The organism is uncultured Roseobacter sp. (assembly GCF_947493125.1).
Classification (GTDB): domain Bacteria; phylum Pseudomonadota; class Alphaproteobacteria; order Rhodobacterales; family Rhodobacteraceae; genus Roseobacter.
In genome coordinates this window covers 168,794-186,384 of the sequence record NZ_CANLQB010000006.1, presented here as the reverse complement: position 1 = coordinate 186,384, position 17,591 = coordinate 168,794, and the positions used below count along the sequence as shown (strand labels likewise).

Below are 17,591 nucleotides of genomic sequence, written 5' to 3'. Positions count from 1 at the left end.
GCCTGCAAGGCCACGCCAGCCTCCCGTTTTGCGAGCATGGCCTGGCATCGGCGGTGCTTTGCCTGTCCCATCCTTTTTAAGGACGCGGATGCGCTGTAGAAGTGACGCAGGTTCTGTGGACTACATCAGCCAGCCTCTGTAATCGCTCACCAGCAGATGTGTCGGGGCGACATCCTCTTCTATCTCTGCAAAGCGCCCGATGGGCTCGCGGAAGATGTTGTCGGTCTCATCATCGTTCACGGTCGAGACCTCGCCGATCAGCACATCGCCGCCTTCGCCCCAGAAGGCATGCCAGTCGCCGGGCATCAGCGTGACACTCTCGCCCGGCGCCAGTTTCAGCTTCTCACCCGGCGCAAAATCGCGCCGCAACCCGTCACACCAAACGGTGCCACCGCGATCTTCGGCAAACTGTCCGTCGTCATCGGAGCCATAGAGCTCGATGACCAGTGTCGCCCCGCCTCGGTTGATGATGTCCTCGGCCTTGATCACATGGGTGTGCATAGGGCTGAGTTGATCCTGTTTCGAGATCAGTAGTTTTTCCGCATAACACATGCCGCCGCCGCGCTGCAGGTCGGCCAGCCGCCCGTTACGGAGAGTGAAAAGAAAGAGCCCCATCTCATCATATCGCCCGGCACCATAGTCAGTGATATCCCAGCCACAACGCGCGTCGATCACCGCAGCAGCCTTGTCGCGACGCCCTTTAAACTCATCAGGCGTCCAGTAGGCAAACGGCGGCAGCACAAAGCCGAAGGAGCGGATCATCTCATCCGCCTCGGCCATGATGCCATTGATGCGCGAGCGTTTCATGCGGGGGTAAGTTCCTGACTGAGCAATTCGATCACGATGGCTGCTGTCCAGGTGAACTGGTCGCCACCGCAGGGTTCCGCCGTGTGCGGGTCGTAATACTCGGCAAAGCCGCTGCGTTCAATCAGGCGCAAGCTGTCGTTGATGATCCGCTGAGCGATCGCCGCCTCACCGCTGCGCATCAGCCCATCCGCAATCATGTAATTCACGATCAGCCAGACCGGCCCCCGCCAGTAACGCAAGCTATCGAATTCCCGCGCGCCGGGATCGTGGCTGGGCACAAGGTGATCCACCTGTCCCCCCAGCGTCGTGAGACGTTCAGCAATCGCTTTGGCACGTGGCGCGGGTATCGGTGCAAAACCCGCCAGAAGACCAGCAATCGAAGGGCTCTTGATCAAGGTTCCCGTTGTCCGGTCCTGACAGAGGTATTGCCCAATCCCGTCGCTCCACAGCGTCTCCATCGCAGCAACGCCACGCGCGGCATGGCCGCGCGACTGTGCAGCGATCTCCGGCACATCAAGCTGCTCCGCCAGATCTGCCAGATCGCTGGACGACCGGATCAGAATGGCATTGAAACCGGGGTCGACGACCTGGAAGGGCGAGGCATCGTGCAGCTTGGTGTTGTCCCAGCCCAGGCTTCGGAAACGCTGCACCAGCCAGATGTAACGCTCATATTGCGCTTGTGTCGGACGATGAGAGGGATTGGCATGCTGCGTATCGCGGCGGTTGAAAGGCTCGACGCCGTCGGTCGGCACGCGGTCGAAGACATCATCCCAATCAACGGAGTTGTCGCGGCCCGACTCCCATGGGTGGATGATCGCCACCAGCCCGGTGCCCTGCGGGTCGCGGCAGCGATAAAACCACTCATGCCAGGCGTGGATCCGCGGCAGCAGGGCCCGCGCCCGCGTAGCCGCCAACTCGCGGTCGCGCGCCCGATCCACCAGGCGACGCACCGCGAACCCGGCCACGGCCGGCTGCGTGATGCCTGAAGTGGGCACGGGCCGCCCGGTGCGCCAGACATCCGGCCCCGGAAAGTAGCCGTCATCCTCCTCGTGGAAAACGATGTGCGGGACCATCCCGTCGGGCCATTGATTGGCGAAAAGCGTGTCAATCTCCGTCCACGCCCGCTCTTCGTCGAAATGCGAGAACCCCAGCGCACTCAGGCAACTGTCCCAGTTCCATTGAAACGGGTAGAGCCCGTGGGTCGGTACGGTATAGCTCCCCCTGTCGTTGCGCCGCAGGATCGCTTTGGCCTGCTTGATCAGGTCCTCTGTCATGATGTCTCCTTACGCAACGGCCAGTGTGGTCTGCGGGTCGAACCAGCGGACCCGGTCGGGTTGCGGTGTCAGGCTCAGGATTTCGCCCGGCTTGACCTTGAAGTCACTGTCGAGCACCGCGCGGAAAAGCTGGCCATCGACCTCACAGGTCACCAAAAGATGTGCGCCCAAGGGCTCGACCACTTTGGCCACCGCCTTGAAGCCATCATCGGCAACGCGCAGATCCTCGGGCCGGATCGCGAATTTCAAAGATGCAGAGCCGCCGCCGGGGCCGTCCATCATCTGACCCGCGACAGTCCACTTGCCGCTGTCGGCAGGCTTGGCGGGCAGGAAATTCATGGGCGGGTTGCCGATGAAGCCTGCGACGAATTCGGCAGAGGGGTTGCGATAGACCTCGATGGGCGAGGCCGCCTGCACAATTTTGCCCTCGTGCATGACGCTGATCCGGTCGGCCATGCTCATGGCCTCCACCTGGTCATGGGTCACATAGATCGCAGTGGTTTTGCTCTCTGCCAACACGCCTTTCAATTCCGCCCGCATCTCCATCCGCAGAAGGGCGTCCAGGTTCGAGAGCGGCTCATCCATCAGGATCACGTCCGGCTCCATCGCCAGCGCCCGCGCCACAGCGACCCGCTGGCGTTGCCCACCCGAAAGCTCTCCGGAATAACGCTTGAGCAGTTGCTCAATGTGCATCAGCTCCGCGGTCCGTTCCACCCGGCGGGTGACCTCGTCATTTGGCAGCTTCTGCATCCGCAGCCCAAAGCCGATGTTCTCGAACACGGTCAAATGCGGGAAGACAGCGTAGTTCTGGAACACCATGGAAATGCCCCTATCCTTGGGCGACAGATTGTCGATCCGCCGCCCGCCGATCCAGACCTCGCCGGTTGTGGCGGTCTCCAGCCCTGCGATGATACGCAGTAAGGTGGATTTCCCACAGCCCGAGGCGCCCAGCAGTACCATGAACTCCTGATCCTCGATGGTCAGGTTGATGTCATGTAGCGCCTGATACGCGCCAAAGGTCTTTGCGACGTTCTTGATTTCGATTTGAGCCATATCTCTGGTTCCTTTTCTGGTCGCCGTCCGCCCTTAGCGGTTGGCGATGCCCCACATGGCAAAGAGGTACTTGCGCACCGCGAAGATGAAGATCAGCGCGGGCACAACGAGGATGAAGCCACCGGCGAATTTCAGATGCAGCGGCGAGGTGTCGAGGTTCTGCAGCAGGAACGCGGTCAGTGTCCGGTTCTCGATGGTCAGCACGGCCGCCGCGAAAACCTCGTTCCACGAGATCACGAAGGCAAAGATGGCTGACGCGGTGATCCCGGGCAGGATGAGGGGCAGCACCACCTTGGTGAAGGCTGTGAGCCGCGTGCATCCCAACGTCCAAGCCGCCTCTTCCAGCTCAAGGGGAATCCCTGAGAAGAGCGAGAAGGTGATGAGCACCGCGAAGGGAATGGCCAGCGTGGTATGCACCAGCGCCAGGCCAAAGGCCGTGTCATCGAGCCCCGTCTGGATGAACATCACCGCGAGCGGCAGCGCCAGAAGCGGCAGCGGGAAGGCCCGTGTCAGCAGGATCAGCAGGCGAAACAACCCCTTGCCCGGAAACTCGAAGCGCGAGAGCGCATAGCCTGCCGGGGCTCCTATGACGATGGACATCACCATCGTCATCGCCGCCACGATCACCGAGTTCTTCAGCGCCGTCAGCATCCCCGCAAAGCCCGCAAAGAAGGTCAGGCTGCCAAGGTCGAACTCCGGCCAGAACGGCTTGGGGAAGCTGTTGACCGTCTCGGGCGACGACAGCGTGTTGATCAACAAAAAGTAGATCGGCACGATCACCCAGGCGCAGAGGAGGGCGATGGAGGCGATATAGAGATATCGCCCGGTCGCCCGGGTGTCCGGGGCCACGGCGTCAGCTGTTGCATCGGTCATATCGTGGCTCCTTTCGGGACGCGCAGCACGCGCAGGATGACAAGTGTGAAGGCGATGGAGATGCCCAGGATGATCAGCGCCATCGCTGCCGCCGCCCCACTGTCGAGCAGGTCGAACTGATAAGCATAGGTTTCACCCATGAGGACGGGGAAGAGCGTGCCGCCAAGGGCGGCCACCACCGCAAAGATCTCGAAGGCGAGGATCACGCGCAGGACCAGCGCCGTTTGCAACGAGGGCCGCAGCATGGGCAGGGTAATGCGGGTGAAGCGCTTCCACGGGGAGGCGCCAAAGACCTCCGCCGCCTCGTAATACTCCTTGGGAATGAGCCCGATACCCGCCACGAGGATCACCAGCATGATCGCTGTCGCGCGCCAGATTTCGGCCAGTGCAATGGCGAGGAAGACGATACCGGGGTGCTGGTACGACAGGAAGTTCACCGGTTGATCGACAACCCCCAGCCCGTTCATCATTGAATTGAGGAACCCGGACTGTTCGAAGATCGCAAGCCATATAATGCCCGCGGCGAGATCCGAAATGCCCAGCGGGATCGTCCAGATGTAGAGCACGATGTCCCGGCCCTTCTGCATCTTGTTGACCATCGTGGCCATCAGAAGCGCCAAGGCCAGCTGGACGGGCACGACGGCTGCGGCGAGCAGCAGGGTGTTTTGCATCGAGATCGGAAACTTCCAGTAAGATACGACCTCACGGAAGTTATCGAGAGTGAAGCCTGCGCCGGTGCTGAAAGCCTGTTTCGATACCAAGACGAAGGGATAGAGGAAAAACAGGCATAAAAAGAGCGTGACCGGCAAAATCAGGACGTACGGAAGGATCCGAGCGTTCATCACGGCACTCCTGACTGGCGCATCGGCGCCGCAAAATGTGGATTGGGTCGGGGGAACGTGTCCGGGCCTGGGAGGGCAGGCCCGAACGGGGGCCTTGAGCGGTTACTCGACCGGGCAAGCGCCGTCCGAAGGCGCATCTGGCGCCCAGCAGGGCGCTCCGGTCTCTTCCATGATCGCCGCGAGGCGCTTCTTCTGGTCGTCCAGCACCGCCTCAATGGGTTGGCGCGCCAGAATGATCCGCTCGAAAGTATCGACATAGATACGGTTGAAATCACCGCCCTTGTCCCCGAGCCCTGCAGGCAGCAGCCCCGGGTTTGCATCCGGCGCGCCGCTCATCTTTGCGACAGCTGCACCGGCCGCCTGCACGGAGGGTGGCAGATCATCCGGCAGGTCAACGTCGACCACCGGGAAGAAGCTGGTGGCGCGCAGCGTGGCAATCTGCGTCTCGGGCGACAGCATGTATTTCACCAGATCCTTCGCCGCATCCATGTCGGGCGCGGTTTTCGGGATCGCGATGCCCGCGATCACCGGCATGAAGCCGCGGCCCGCCGGACCTGCCGGGGCCGGGAAGGCGACGAAGTCATCCGGACGCTCGTTGAATGCCTGTGCCAGACGCGAGGTGTGGTCGAAGACGATCCACGCATCACCCGACAAGAGTTGCTCCTGCAGGAAAGAGAAGTTGGTTGAGGCCGGATTCGTATGCTCCCACAACTCCGCAAATTTCTCCCAGGCGGTCACCGCCTCAGGCGAGGCAAAAGTGCGCACAACGCCGTTGGTGTATGAGGGATAGAGATAGCCTTGGAAGAACCGATGCTTCAGCCCCTTCGGGCCCGCCGGGAAGCCAAACTTGGGAGAGCCGGTGCCCTCATGCACGTTTGCGGCCCACTCGATAAGCTGGTCATAGGTCAGCGCGTCGATATCCGCGCCCTCGGGCAGGTAGGGCAACGCTTCCTTGTTCGCAGCCATGATATAGCTGGCCTGCATCCAAGGGATGTACTGCGGCTTGTCGGTGCCAAGCTGCGCCAGGCTGTTGAACGTGTCGCTTGCGGCACTCACACCAAGCGCGTCCAGATCGACGAGGTTCTCCGGGTCCATCGCCGAGAAATCTCCATGCAGGGCCCCCAACACGCCAATCGCGCCAGACCCCGCCTGCAGTTCCGCGTTCAGGCGGGTCAGCCAAGGGCCACCATCGTTGGGCTGATAATCAATCTCGTCGCCAGCGCCCGCCAGAACCTGCTCGCGCATCGCCTGCGCTTCTTCCACTGGCTTGGCCTGTGTCGACCAGAACAGCACATCGGCCTGCGCCCCGGTGACGCCCACCAGAACGGCGAGGCCGGACACGGCACACGCAATCTTCATTCGAAGGGTCATTTTTCCTCCCCCTTTTGTTGTCTCTCCCTGCTCCGCGATCCGACGCGGGGCGCATACGCGGGACGCATGGGCGCACGCCGGCGTCATCCTCCCGCAATCTCCGGCGGCGTGCCCGAAGCACCGCACCGCCATCTGATGGCCAATGGTGATATAACGTTATATCATCTGTCAACGATTTTCTGCTCGTATGCCGAGCATGGGCAGAAGTCTCTTTCAAAAAATAGCTGAAAACCGTTGATGTATCGCTCTTTTGATGGGAGAGTTTCGATATATCGTTTAATCATCTGAGCGTAGGATGGCAGGCAAACCGAAACTCGAAACCGTTGCGCGGGAGGCCGGTGTGTCCATTGCGACGGCCAGCCAGGTGATGCGCGGCGCGGGGCGAATCTCGGACAAAACGCGCACCAAGGTCCTCAAGGCCGCACAGAAGCTGCACTATGTGCCGGATAACCGCGCGGCCTCAATGCGCTCGGGCCAGAACCGCGAAATCGGCTTTGTGATCAACAAGATCTCAAATCCTTTCAATGCCGAGGTGATCAGCGGCGTGAGTGACCTGCTGGAGGCGGATGGCTATCTGGTCTCCGTGCTCGACGCGCGTGACGATCCTGAACGCCAGGGCCGCCATATCGACGCCTTCATTCGCAACGGACGCGGCGGTCTGCTCTGGGTGCCAGCGGAACAGACGCCGCAAAAGACGTTTGAGCTTCTCGCGGCCCATCGCATTCCGACGGTCACATTTCTGCGCCGTCCCCAGGCGAGCGGATTTGACCACGTGGGCATCCGCAATGCCGAAGCAACCGCGCAAGCGACGAATCATCTGGCTGATCTGGGGCACCGGCACATTGCCTATCTCGGTGGTGAAGAGCTCACCGCCGTGCGGCGCGAGCGGATCGCAGGCTACCAGACCGTCATGGCGGAACGCACGCTTGGCACCCCCGTGATCTGGGATTCAAACGACATCAAGCTGGCGGGCATGCAGGCGATGATGGCGCTGCGTGCGGCTCACCCCGAAACCACGGCGGTCGTCTGCAATGGTGATATCGTTGCCCTCGGCGCTTGCCACGGTATCCGCCGGATGGGGCTACAGCCGGGCAAGGAGATCTCTGTGGTCGGGTTTGATGATATCCCCGATGCTGCGGTGGCGACCCCGCCGCTGACGACGATGGCGGTCTCGCCTTATCAGCTGGGTCGGCGCCTTGCACGAGTGATGCTGGAACGGCTGTCGGAACCCACCGGGCCTGCCTCGGTGTCCGAGGTCTCGGCGGAACTGGTCCTGCGTGCAACCACCGGCCCGATCTGACGCGGCCCACTGGTTGCTAGCGCAATCGCTGTTGAAGAAACCCGTCGATTTCACGCCGCAGGGCCACAGGATTGTCCCAATGCAGCATGTGTCCGCCTGGCAACATAACGGCGGTCGCATTCGGTACCTGCTCTGCGATCAGAGCGGCACCACGGTGGGTGGCGCGGTTGTCGCGACCGGTTATGACCAAGGTCGGTACGGTGATGCGGGCAAGTCGGGTGCGGTCATCATAGTGCAGTGCCGCATCGAGAGCAGCAGAGAGGCTCACTCTTGAATGACGCATCAGCTGGGCCCGCACTTCCTCGCGGGTCGCGGCTGGTTGACCGATCCCCGACAGCCAAGCCACCGCCTTCAGCGGCAGGTTGGAGAGCATCCACGCAGCAACCGATGCGGACCATCTTTTCAACAGGCTGTCGCGCACCGTCGGTACCGCCTCGACAAGGATCAACGCCGCGATGCGGCTCGGCGCCCGGGTCGCCATTTCCAGAGCCACCATCCCGCCCAGCGAATGGCCGATCAGAATGCAGCCCCGTGGCGTCTCGCGCAACAGAGCTTCGGCAAATGCCTCCACCCGCGGCGGGCTGAGCGGGGCGGCAGCACCGTGTCCGGGCAAATCGGGGGTCTGCGCGTTCGGCAGATCGCGGGTCATCTCCCGCCAAGTGCTGCCTGACAGTCCCGCGCCGTGGATCCACAGGCTTGGGTGGTGCTGTAACACCGCCAGGCGTTCGGGGTCCCCATGCTCTTCGGAGTGCGTCATGCCGTCCAATCTCCCATCGCCGGTCAATCTGCCCAACCCGGGCGCAAAGCGAAAGCCTTCGAGCTATGGCAACGGGGAGTAGGTGGCACAGCAGCCAGAATGAAAGGGCAAAAAGAAAACGGGCGCCCGATACGGGCGCCCGCCTCCTGACTTTGTTTGACCGTCTCAAAGCGCTTGGGCCGACAGCTCCCGCGCCAGATGGTCCGCTTGCCGGATCGCCAGCGCCACGATGGTCAGCGTTGGGTTCTCCGCCGCGCCGGTGGTGAACTGCGAGCCATCCGAGATGAACAGGTTCTTGATGTCATGGGTCTGACCCCATTTGTTCACCACCCCGTCGCGCGCATTCTCGGACATCCGGTTGGTCCCAAGGTTGTGCGTCGACGGGTAAGGCGGCGTCGGGAAGGTGCGCGTGGCGCCAACCGCATCATAGACCGCCTGCCCCTTCTCGAAGGCATGATCCCGCATTGCCCGATCATTTGGATGGTCGCTGTAATGCACATTGGCCACCGGCATGCCGTACTGGTCTGTCACATCGTGGTTGAGCGTGACGCGGTTGGTCTCCTGCGGCATGTCCTCGCCCACGATCCACATGCCCGCCATGTTCTCGTACTGATCGAGCGCCGAGGTGAATTCGCGTCCCCAGGCGCCGGGATCGAGGAAGGCGGCCATGAAGGGCAGCCCCAAGCTGAGCGTCTCCAGCTCGTACCCGCCGACAAACCCGCGTGAGGGGTCATGCCGGGACTCGTCCTGGATGATCCCCGCCATGGTCGTGCCGCGCCACATCTTCACCGGCTTGTCGAAGACCGCATAGACCGAGCCGGTGAGGTGGCGCATGTAGTTGCGCCCCACCTGACCGGAGCTGTTGGCCAGCCCATCAGGATACATCGAGGTGGCCGAGTTGAGCAGCAGCCGAGGGCTTTCGAAGGAGTTCCCCGCCACGCAGACCACCCGTGCCATTTGCGTCTGCTCATTGCCATCCGCATCTGCATAGACGACGCCGTTCACGAGGCCATCGTCGCCATGCTCGATGCGCAGCACATGGGCGCGCTCGCGCACCTCCAGATTGCCGGTCGCCTCGCCCTGCGGGATGTCCGTATAGGCTGCCGACCATTTGGCGCCCCACTTGCAACCCTGAAAGCAAAATCCCGTCTGTTGGCAGGCCTGCCGATCCCCGTCAGCGCTGTTGATCGCCATGCGGCCGGTGTGCACCTGCTCGTAGCCCAAGGCCTTTGCCCCCGCCTCGAACACTTTGTAGTTGTTGTTGCCGGGCAGGCCCGCGTTGCCGTTTGTCCGTGTGACGTTCAGCTTCTTCTCCGCAAGATCATACCACGGGTCCATCTCCTCGGCGTCAATTGGCCAGTCGAGCAGGCTCGCGCCCTGCACGTCGCCATAGTTTGTCTTGGCCTTCCACTCATGCGGCTGAAAGCGCAGCGAGGCGCCCGCCCAGTGGGTGGTGGTGCCGCCCACCGCCTTGACGATCCACGCAGGCAGGCCTGAGAAGTCTTTCGCCACGCGCCAGTCTCCGGATGTGGTGCGCGCGTCCAGCCAGGACAGTTGACCAAAGGCCTCCCACTCATCGTTCACATAGTCTTCGGGCAAATAACGCCCGCCCGCTTCCAGCGCGACGACGCTCACGCCCTTCTGGGCCAGTTCATTTGCCAGCACGCCGCCGCCCGCGCCCGTGCCGATCACCACGACGACTGTATCGTCACTCAATTCAAAAGGTGCAGCCATAATCTCTCTCCTCCAAGGCTATGGCTCAAAGCCAGGTGATGTCGTCAAACCCACGGTCCAGATAACCGCCGTGGCTGAAGGACTCGCCCTCGTAGCCAAAGATCGGCCAGACCGCTTTCTGGTTGTAGAGGCCGGTCACCAGCCCGCCGCGCACCTTCTGAAAGAAGGGGCTGGCTTCGATCTGGCGCAGCAGATCAACACGGTCACGCTCCCAACCTATGTCGAGATAGCTGCCGTAGCCTTTGCCCTGTGCCACGCCGTCCAGCATGGCAATGCCGACCTCGACCTCCTCCGCCGTCTCGGGCGTGTCATAGCCTTTCACGGCCACAACGTAATATTCATCGCTTACCTTGTCGTGCGGATAGATGTCCCGTGCCATCTGCACCAGCGTGGCCATGGTGCGCGGCTCCAGCGCGCTGGTTTCCGTGGCCCATGCGGCATCGGCACCGGCGAGATAGCCCGCGCCCACCACAAAGGTGCTGCCCGCCGCCGCGCTGTTTTTCAGCAGCTGGCGCCGGGTCATGCCCTTTGGCTTGCTTGATCTGTTCATTGAGTCTCCTCCCTCAAATCCTGAACATATGCGAGCGCCCTAGGCGCTCAGAGAAACCGACCGCTGCGCTCCAGAACCTCGATCTGGTAGCCGTCCGGGTCGGCGACGAAAAAGAACTTGCCCACCAGTTTTCCATCAGGGGCAAATTCGACAATCTTGCGGGGGGCGAGGCCCGCGGCCTCAAAGCGGGCATGTTCGGCCTCAAGGTTCTCGACCGAGACCGCCAGATGCCCGTAGCCATCCCCCAGATCATACGGCTCCGTACGGCCCTTGTTCACCGTCAGTTCCACCTCGAACGGGATCTCGCTGTTCGACAGATACACAAGCGTGAAATCGGTGAAATCGAGCCGGTCCGCGATCTCCAGCCCAAAGGCCTCGCGGTAAAAGGCGACCGACTTTTCCTCGTCGATCACACGGATCATGGTATGGATGGCTTTGGCCAAGGCGACCTCCCTGATGTTCTGCTGTATGTCTCAGCAAAGCACCGGGTGCGGCGCGCGGGTAGTAGCGGGCTACTACGTCGCCTTATTTCGAGCGCGACTATTCGGCGGCGAGGTGGGTCACGTCCCGATCTGCCTTGCGGTCCAGAAAGACCAGGCAAGCGCAGCGCAGCAGTGAGGAGAAGTTCTTGGGCTCGCCATGCTCTTCCAGCACCTCGCTGTGCAGGGTCGAGATAAACGCGGGCGTCGACATCTCGTTCATCTCGGCGATCTCGTCGAGAATGCTCCAGAAGCTGTTTTCAAGCCGAATGCTGGTGCTTTGCCCGTTGATCCGCAACCGTCGGGTTTCCAACTGGTACCGGCTCGGGTCTTGGCTGGCAAAAATCTTGCACATCGTGGTGTCCTCCCGCGCGACGCGTGTGGGGCACATTTGCTGAAAAGGGCGACCCCACCCGTGTGTCTTTCTTATCCTGTTGCCAAGTATATGAGGCGCCCTGCATTATGTTGAGTCCTCAATTGGTCGCGCTCTCTATATCGCGATATGCACCTTCCACCACTTCGGGCGGGGTGTGACATAGGAATGTGATCCCGGCGCAAATTCCTTGTAGTGTGCCTTGTCGAAGGCTCCCAGCAGCAGCGCCACTACCGGGTCATCGTCAATTGCACCAAGGCTGCTGCCGCAGGCCGGACAAAATACGCGAGATGAAACCTTGGACGACCGATAGGAGGCGGGTTCTCCGCCGCTGCCCGTCCAGCGCACGCGGTCAGCGGGCAGCTCGACCCAGATAGCAGTCAGCGCCCCGCTGTGCCTCTGACACATACGGCAGGAACAGCTGTGCGGCTTGGGGATGGGACCCGTCGCCTCAAATCGGATCGCGCCGCAGAGGCAGCCGCCTTCATAGACGCGGGGTTTTGCCATTGCTGCGCTCCTCCTACACCGGTTTTATCTGATGACAGACGTCCACAAAATACCGCCTGCGCCCGATCCGCAAAGTCGAAAATCTGGGCAATGCATCTCCCCTTGGTGAGTAATCCGCGCCCGGCTCCGGAGCCGGGCAGGCCTCAAGCCGGGGCCAGACCCATTGAGATTTTATGGCAACGCCATCCAATCTTCTTAGACCCCAAGCGATTTCAGCGGTATTCTAACGGATATATGTTGGTACGATTGCCCGAAGAAAGAGTTTCGATATGAAGACATTTGGCAGACGCGCCGTGCTCTTGGGCAGCGGCGCAATGATGGGCGTGCTCGCCACCCGGATGATCGACAATAACTTGCCCCGCATTGCGCCGCGCATCCTCTCCGAGACCCCCACCGGCGAGACCACCCTGAACGATGCCAGTGAGTTGAGCGCCACGCCGGTGCACAAGCATATTGTCATCAAAGAGGATCCGACAGCCGCTTTGGTCGACCGGTTGCGCGCGGAGATGGCCGAGGCACGGGCTGAGCGGCGCCCGGTAAACATCGGAGCCGCGCGTCATTCGATGGGCGGGCAGGCAATCCCGCGCGACGGTCATGCCATCACCTTCGACAACGGCTTGGTCGAGATCGACAGCGCCGCACAAACCTACCGCACCCATGCGGGGGCCCGATGGTCCCAGGTGATCACAGCGCTCGATCCAGCGGGCCTCTCGCCGCAGGTGATGCAGTCGAACCACGACTTCGGCGTCGCCGCCACCTTCTGCGTGAACGCCCATGGCTGGGCCGTGCCTTTTGGCCCGATGGGTGCGACTGTCCGCGCCATCGAGCTTCTGTTACCGGATGGTGAGCTGGTCCGCTGCAGCCGCACCGAAAACACCGAGCTCTTTGCGATGAGCATGGGCGGCTACGGGCTCACTGGCGCGATCATCGCCATGGAGGTCGCCGCCGAACCGAACCTGCGGCTGGATCCATCCTTCGAGACCATGGCCGCCGAGGATTTCGGCGCGGCCTTCGCCAAGGCAGTCTATGATCCGGCCGTCAACATGGCTTATGGGCGGCTCAACGTCGATCATGACACCTTCTTCGAAGAAGCGTTCCTCGTCACTTACCGCCCCAGTGTCGACCAATCCGACCTGCCCCCTGCGTCCGGTTCCGGCTGGGTGTCGAAACTCGCCAGCCGAGTATACCGGACCCAGCTGGGGAGCGAGGCAGGCCGCAAGCTGCGCTGGACTTTCGAGACCGACCTCGGCCCGATGGTCGGGGGCGGCGCCAGCACGCGGAATTCTCTGATCAATGAACCGGTGGTGACACTGGACGACCGGACCCCCCAGCGGGTGGACATTCTGCACGAATATTTCGTCTCGCCCGCGCGCTTCCCGGAGTTCCTGCAGATCTGCCGTGACATCATCCCGGCCTCCTACCAGGAGTTCCTGAACGTCACGCTGCGCTACATCGACACCGACGTCGAAAGCTGGCTGAGCTACGCGACCGAGCCGCGCATCGCCGCTGTGATGTCGTTCAGCCAAGAGAAAACCACTCGGGGTGAGGCGGATATGCAGCGGATGACCCGCGCGCTCGTGGGTGCGATCACCGAGATCGGCGGCAGCTACTACCTGCCCTACCGTCCGCATCCGACGGTCGCGCAGCTGCGCGCCGCCTATCCGCGCGCGCGCGAGTTTGCTCAGGCCAAGCGCAGGCTGGACCCCGGCCTGCTTTTCCGTAGTAATCTCTGGGAGACCTATCTGGAGCGCCTGTGAGCCACCTGCAAAAGATCTGCCTGGGCTATTTCGTGGTTCTGATGGCTGCGGCGTCACTGAACTACATCCCCGGTCTCACCGATGAGGCGGGGCTGGCCTTCGGCATCTTCGCGCTCGACATCTTCGACGACGCGCTGCATGTGGCGTCCGCGCTCTGGGCGCTCTACGCCGGGCTGCGCTCGCACGCGACCGCACGGTTTTTCCTGGTCGTCTTCGGCGCGCTCTACCTCGGCGATGGTGTCTTCGGGTTCTTCACCGGTTACGGCTACCTCGATCTTGGTATCTTCACCAACGGCTCTGCGGGTCTGTCGTTCACGTTTCTTCGGCTGGCTGCCAACCTGCCGCATCTTGCGCTGGGGGCCTTCGCGCTCTGGGCGGGCCTGAGGCGCGCGTGATCCGGACGTTCGGGCGCTGGCTCGGGCGCATCCTCCTCGTGCTTCTCCTCTGCATCGCCGGTCTGCTGGCGCCCGTCGCCTACACAGAGTTGGCCTGCCAAGGCGAAGTTATGGCGGACCCCTATGACGCCATCCTCCCGCCCGAACATCACCGTGCGGAAAGCCGGACGTACCTAACGTATCCCGAATGGCACATCGTGCACGCCTACGACGACTACGCGCAGGTCATCGCAACGGAAGATCCGCACGCCTTCGGGTTTCTGCGCAGCATCGCCGGTTTCTGGTCGACCCTCTGCGACGTCACGCGCGTCGCTGGCGCTCATGGTGGCGTACCGGGAGAGACGAAACAGATGGTCTATGTGATCGGCGTCAGCTTCACGGCCGAACTGCTGATGAAGGCGGCCTATGAAGAAACACTGGGTCGCCTGGTGGCCGTATTGCGTGGACCCGACCGCACACCGCTGGATGATCTCTCCGCCACGCAGGCGCGCCAATACGCCACGTTCCTGCAGCAAGTGCCTTGGTATCAGTGGGATTTTGGCGCTGACGCGGATGCGCTCGACACCGCTGCAACCGATAGGCTGCGTGATCAGGAGCGGCGTCTCGCCCTTGGGCTGGAGTACCGCGCCAAGGCAGCCTATGCGCAGGTTATCGCCGCGGCGGTCGAGAGTGTCGGGGCGGATGCGCTGACCCTGCGGATGATTGTCACCGGCTATGCGGAGCAAGGCGAGGACGGGCTCAAAATCGTCGCACCCCGCGAGGCTGGCCTGGAGCTCGAGACGGTCCGCTACCGCGCGCTCACACACCTGCTGCAGGACCTCGCCGCACGCGGCGTCGAATTTGTCGAAATTGCCGGGAATGATGATATCATGCTCACCGTGATCAGCGATGACCCCATATTCGACGGCGCGCGCAGCTCGATGCGCCGGCAAGGGTATGACGACTACCGCCACCTCGTCGGTCTCAAGGTTCGTGATCTTGGCGCGCGGTTGCGCGATTATCGCAGCGACGGAACCCGTGTGGAGCATATCCATGATTACTAGGACACTCCTGGGTCTTGGTTGCCTCTTCGGAGCCTGGATCGCTTTGCTCGCCGCCGTGATGCTTGTGCCGCAATCGGCTCCGGCCGCACTCGTGCCCTTGGCCTTGCCGGGGTTCGCCGAGGCGCTGCCAGCCCAAATCTCTATCGTGGAACAGACGGCGCTCGGCACCGTACTGGCAGGAGAGGGTGCGGACCTCGTCGGCCAGCTCTATCGCGCGGGCGCCCTTGTCGTCTTGCCTGCAGGGCTTGCGGGCTGCGCGCCGCTCACCTGAGCAGGTTGTGCACCGAGCTCGGTCTCCTCACGGGCAATTGACCATTCGATGAGCTGGCGCCAGAGCCGCTCGGCCAGCTCCGGGTCGAGGCTTGCAGCCTCCGCATGTGCTCGGACATTTCCAACGACCTCTTCCACCCGATCCGCGATGCGGGCGGGTAGGCCCGCGTGCTTCTTGATCTTGGCTGCGCGATCGATGTAGCCGCTGCGCTCAGCCAGCAAATCGATCAGGGCGGCATCGATCTCATCGATCTGGAGGCGCAGCATCGCCATATCGGCGCACAGATGGGGTGGGATTCGGCTCATTTCGCCATGTCCTTTGCGCATCGGCCAGTCACGGATCGGTGTGTAACTGCAGGTTGAGGCGGCCACAAGGTGGTAGCCTGTCACGCCTCGCACGCAGGCTATTCGTGCTTGGCAAAGTGCTGCGCAATTGGATAACCTAAGTCCAGCCGTAAGGGGCGGCACCCAGATCCGCGGACAGCCGTGACCGGCACCCCTTTCACAGATGAAGACCGACACTTTGGTGTTTCTCATGCCCGACCAAGCGGATCAGAGGGCCAGATATGAGGAAACCATGATGACATCTCTCGATCAGCTGCGCCGTGATGCCAAGGCGCTCCGCAAGGCCTATGAGGCCGGTGAGACCTATGCCCGCCAGCGCGTGGCCAACCACCCGCCGCGCCCTGATGGTGTGCCGCTCAAACACGGCGATTTTCTGCATGTGATCGCGCGCGAGGCGCGTTTCGAAAGCTGGCCCGCTCTGAAACTGGCCGCCGAGCTTCAGGGGCTCGACCGCGCAGCCCGGCAGCAGCGGCTGAAGATCGCCGTCTTCCAGGGGCAGTTTCACGTGATCGACCGGCTGCTGTCGGATACGCCAGACCTTGCGGACGGGCTGCTCGGCCTGCAGATCGCGCTTTATGATCAGGCGGCGGTCGAAGCGGCGCTGGCGCGGGACGCGGATGCAGCCACGGCGCGCTTGGGGCCACGCACGCCGATGTGCCATTTGGCCTTTTCCCGCTACATCCACCACCGCCCCGACCTTGCCCCGCAGATGATCGCGATCGCCGACTTGCTGCTGGCCCATGGCGCCGGAGTGAACGAGTCGATGCCCGTGGCGCCGGACAATGATCACCAGCTTTCCGTGCTCTACGGCGCGATTGGCCATGCGAACAATATGCAGCTGGGGCGCTGGCTGCTGGAGCACGGCGCGGATCCGAACGATGGCGAGTCGCTTTACCATGCGACGGAGTTGGGGCATCACGAGGGGCTGCGCATGCTGCTGGAGCACGGGGCCGACCCGGCGGGCACCAATGCCCTTTTGCGCGCGATGGATTTCGATGATGTCACCGGGGTCAGGATGCTGATTGCGGCGGGCGCAAAGCCGAGCGAGTTCGACGGCACTCATGTGGGCGGTGAGCGGCCTTGGGTGATCCCGGCGCTGCACCAGGCGGCGCGGCGCATGTGCGGCCGCGAGATGATCGAGGTTCTGCTGGAGAGTGGCGCCGACCCTTCAGAGGTCTTCGAGGGCAGTTCCGCCTATGCCTATGCGCAGATCTTCGGCAATGAGGCGCTGACGCGGGCCATCGAGGCCCGGACAGCGCCGCCCGCGCTCAGCCGGGTGGAAGAGCTGCTGGCCGAAGCCGCCGCGGGCCGTAGCACGGGGGACGCCCGGATTGCGCCCGACGAGATCCCCGAGGCGTATCGCAACATCATCCGCATGATCCTGCATCTGCCCGGCAAGCTGGATCACATTCGGCGGCTGGTCGCACTCGGCATTCCCTTCGATCAGCCGGATGCCGAGGGGCTCACGCCCTTGCAAGTCGCAGGCTGGGAAGGGTTGCCGGACGTCATGGGCTATTTCATGGAGTTGGGGGCGGATCTGGAGCACCAAAACGGCTATGGCGGCACCTTGCTCTCGACCATCCTTCATGGCTCTGAGAACTGCCCGCAGCGGGCTGAGCGCGATCACGCGGCTTGCCTGCGCCGGGCTCTGGAGGCGGGAGTGCCGCTGCCACGCCGCGCGGCGGAGCTGGCCGGGAGAGCCGAGCTGAGCGATCTGCTGGCCGATTGGGCCGAGCGACATCCGGAACAAGTGGTCGACGGCGGCCCGATCTAGGCTGTGTCGCCCGCTGCATCAGACCTGGCCGACGCAATGCGCCGCCCGGAACAGGCTGGCGGCGCATTGCGTTTCGACATGAAACCG

The 17,591-nt window shown here is 62.7% G+C and carries 19 protein-coding genes; 6 read left to right on the top strand and 13 right to left on the bottom strand.

Annotation, left to right across the window (positions count from 1 at the left end; genetic code table 11):
- Window positions 1-120 precede the first annotated feature (120 nt).
- The 6 genes from Q1A71_RS14580 to Q1A71_RS14555 all read right to left on the bottom strand — a co-directional run bounded on the left by Q1A71_RS14580 (window position 121) and on the right by Q1A71_RS14555 (window position 6,220).
- Entirely contained in the window at window positions 121-807 is a 687-nt protein-coding gene (locus Q1A71_RS14580; protein WP_299677571.1) for a D-lyxose/D-mannose family sugar isomerase, read from the bottom strand.
- Complete coding sequence (locus Q1A71_RS14575; protein WP_299677568.1) at window positions 804-2,081, bottom strand: hypothetical protein; 1,278 nt, start codon at window positions 2,079-2,081, stop codon at window positions 804-806. The genes Q1A71_RS14580 and Q1A71_RS14575 overlap by 4 nt, the downstream gene beginning before the upstream one ends.
- Window positions 2,082-2,090: 9 nt before the next feature.
- A complete protein-coding gene (locus Q1A71_RS14570; protein WP_299677565.1) occupies window positions 2,091-3,134 on the bottom strand; it encodes an ABC transporter ATP-binding protein in 1,044 nt (347 codons plus the stop codon).
- A 33-nt stretch (window positions 3,135-3,167) separates the two neighbouring features.
- On the bottom strand, window positions 3,168-4,007 hold the full coding sequence (locus Q1A71_RS14565; protein WP_299677562.1) for a carbohydrate ABC transporter permease: 840 nt from the start codon (window positions 4,005-4,007) through the stop codon (window positions 3,168-3,170).
- The gene (locus Q1A71_RS14560) at window positions 4,004-4,849 is read right to left on the bottom strand and encodes a sugar ABC transporter permease (RefSeq protein WP_299677559.1); all 846 of its coding nucleotides are present in this window, start codon (window positions 4,847-4,849) and stop codon (window positions 4,004-4,006) included. The genes Q1A71_RS14565 and Q1A71_RS14560 overlap by 4 nt, the downstream gene beginning before the upstream one ends.
- A gap of 102 nt (window positions 4,850-4,951) precedes the next feature.
- Window positions 4,952-6,220 carry an ABC transporter substrate-binding protein gene (locus tag Q1A71_RS14555; RefSeq protein ID WP_299677556.1) on the bottom strand — a complete coding sequence of 423 codons (1,269 nt, stop codon included), beginning with the start codon at window positions 6,218-6,220 and terminating at the stop codon, window positions 4,952-4,954.
- A 295-nt stretch (window positions 6,221-6,515) separates the two neighbouring features.
- Between Q1A71_RS14555 and Q1A71_RS14550 the strand changes: the two genes are divergently transcribed.
- Entirely contained in the window at window positions 6,516-7,520 is a 1,005-nt protein-coding gene (locus Q1A71_RS14550; RefSeq protein WP_299677553.1) for a LacI family DNA-binding transcriptional regulator, read from the top strand.
- 16 nt (window positions 7,521-7,536) lie between these two features.
- Here Q1A71_RS14550 and Q1A71_RS14545 read toward each other — a convergent pair whose 3' ends face one another.
- From Q1A71_RS14545 to Q1A71_RS14520, 6 genes are all read right to left on the bottom strand, one after another.
- Window positions 7,537-8,277: an alpha/beta fold hydrolase gene (locus tag Q1A71_RS14545; RefSeq protein WP_299677550.1), complete on the bottom strand. Its 741-nt coding sequence runs from the start codon at window positions 8,275-8,277 to the stop codon at window positions 7,537-7,539.
- Window positions 8,278-8,442: 165 nt separating this feature from the next.
- A complete protein-coding gene (locus Q1A71_RS14540; RefSeq protein ID WP_299677547.1) occupies window positions 8,443-10,011 on the bottom strand; it encodes a GMC family oxidoreductase in 1,569 nt (522 codons plus the stop codon).
- A 25-nt stretch (window positions 10,012-10,036) separates the two neighbouring features.
- A complete protein-coding gene (locus tag Q1A71_RS14535; RefSeq protein WP_299677543.1) occupies window positions 10,037-10,561 on the bottom strand; it encodes a twin-arginine translocation signal domain-containing protein in 525 nt (174 codons plus the stop codon).
- Window positions 10,562-10,608: 47 nt separating this feature from the next.
- The gene (locus Q1A71_RS14530; protein ID WP_299677540.1) at window positions 10,609-11,004 is read right to left on the bottom strand and encodes a VOC family protein; all 396 of its coding nucleotides are present in this window, start codon (window positions 11,002-11,004) and stop codon (window positions 10,609-10,611) included.
- 97 nt (window positions 11,005-11,101) lie between these two features.
- The gene (locus Q1A71_RS14525) at window positions 11,102-11,395 is read right to left on the bottom strand and encodes a ribbon-helix-helix domain-containing protein (RefSeq protein ID WP_299677537.1); all 294 of its coding nucleotides are present in this window, start codon (window positions 11,393-11,395) and stop codon (window positions 11,102-11,104) included.
- A 135-nt stretch (window positions 11,396-11,530) separates the two neighbouring features.
- On the bottom strand, window positions 11,531-11,920 hold the full coding sequence (locus Q1A71_RS14520; RefSeq protein WP_299677534.1) for a GFA family protein: 390 nt from the start codon (window positions 11,918-11,920) through the stop codon (window positions 11,531-11,533).
- A gap of 269 nt (window positions 11,921-12,189) precedes the next feature.
- Between Q1A71_RS14520 and Q1A71_RS14515 the strand changes: the two genes are divergently transcribed.
- From Q1A71_RS14515 to Q1A71_RS14500, 4 genes are read left to right on the top strand one after another with little or no spacing between them, the layout of a single operon-like run.
- Window positions 12,190-13,677, top strand: a complete 1,488-nt coding sequence (locus tag Q1A71_RS14515) for an FAD-binding oxidoreductase (RefSeq protein ID WP_299677531.1) — start codon at window positions 12,190-12,192, stop codon at window positions 13,675-13,677.
- Window positions 13,674-14,072 carry a hypothetical protein gene (locus tag Q1A71_RS14510; RefSeq protein WP_299677528.1) on the top strand — a complete coding sequence of 133 codons (399 nt, stop codon included), beginning with the start codon at window positions 13,674-13,676 and terminating at the stop codon, window positions 14,070-14,072. The genes Q1A71_RS14515 and Q1A71_RS14510 overlap by 4 nt, the downstream gene beginning before the upstream one ends.
- Window positions 14,069-15,115, top strand: coding sequence for a hypothetical protein (locus Q1A71_RS14505; RefSeq protein ID WP_366140265.1), 1,047 nt, complete (start codon window positions 14,069-14,071; stop codon window positions 15,113-15,115). The genes Q1A71_RS14510 and Q1A71_RS14505 overlap by 4 nt, the downstream gene beginning before the upstream one ends.
- Window positions 15,105-15,386, top strand: coding sequence for a hypothetical protein (locus tag Q1A71_RS14500; protein WP_299677525.1), 282 nt, complete (start codon window positions 15,105-15,107; stop codon window positions 15,384-15,386). The genes Q1A71_RS14505 and Q1A71_RS14500 overlap by 11 nt, the downstream gene beginning before the upstream one ends.
- On the opposite strand, the gene Q1A71_RS14495 is transcribed toward Q1A71_RS14500, so the two are convergent.
- Complete coding sequence (locus tag Q1A71_RS14495) at window positions 15,323-15,658, bottom strand: chorismate mutase (protein WP_299678096.1); 336 nt, start codon at window positions 15,656-15,658, stop codon at window positions 15,323-15,325. The genes Q1A71_RS14500 and Q1A71_RS14495 overlap by 64 nt on opposite strands.
- 307 nt (window positions 15,659-15,965) lie before the next feature.
- Between Q1A71_RS14495 and Q1A71_RS14490 the strand changes: the two genes are divergently transcribed.
- Window positions 15,966-17,504 carry an ankyrin repeat domain-containing protein gene (locus tag Q1A71_RS14490; RefSeq protein WP_299677522.1) on the top strand — a complete coding sequence of 513 codons (1,539 nt, stop codon included), beginning with the start codon at window positions 15,966-15,968 and terminating at the stop codon, window positions 17,502-17,504.
- Window positions 17,505-17,591 lie beyond the last annotated feature (87 nt).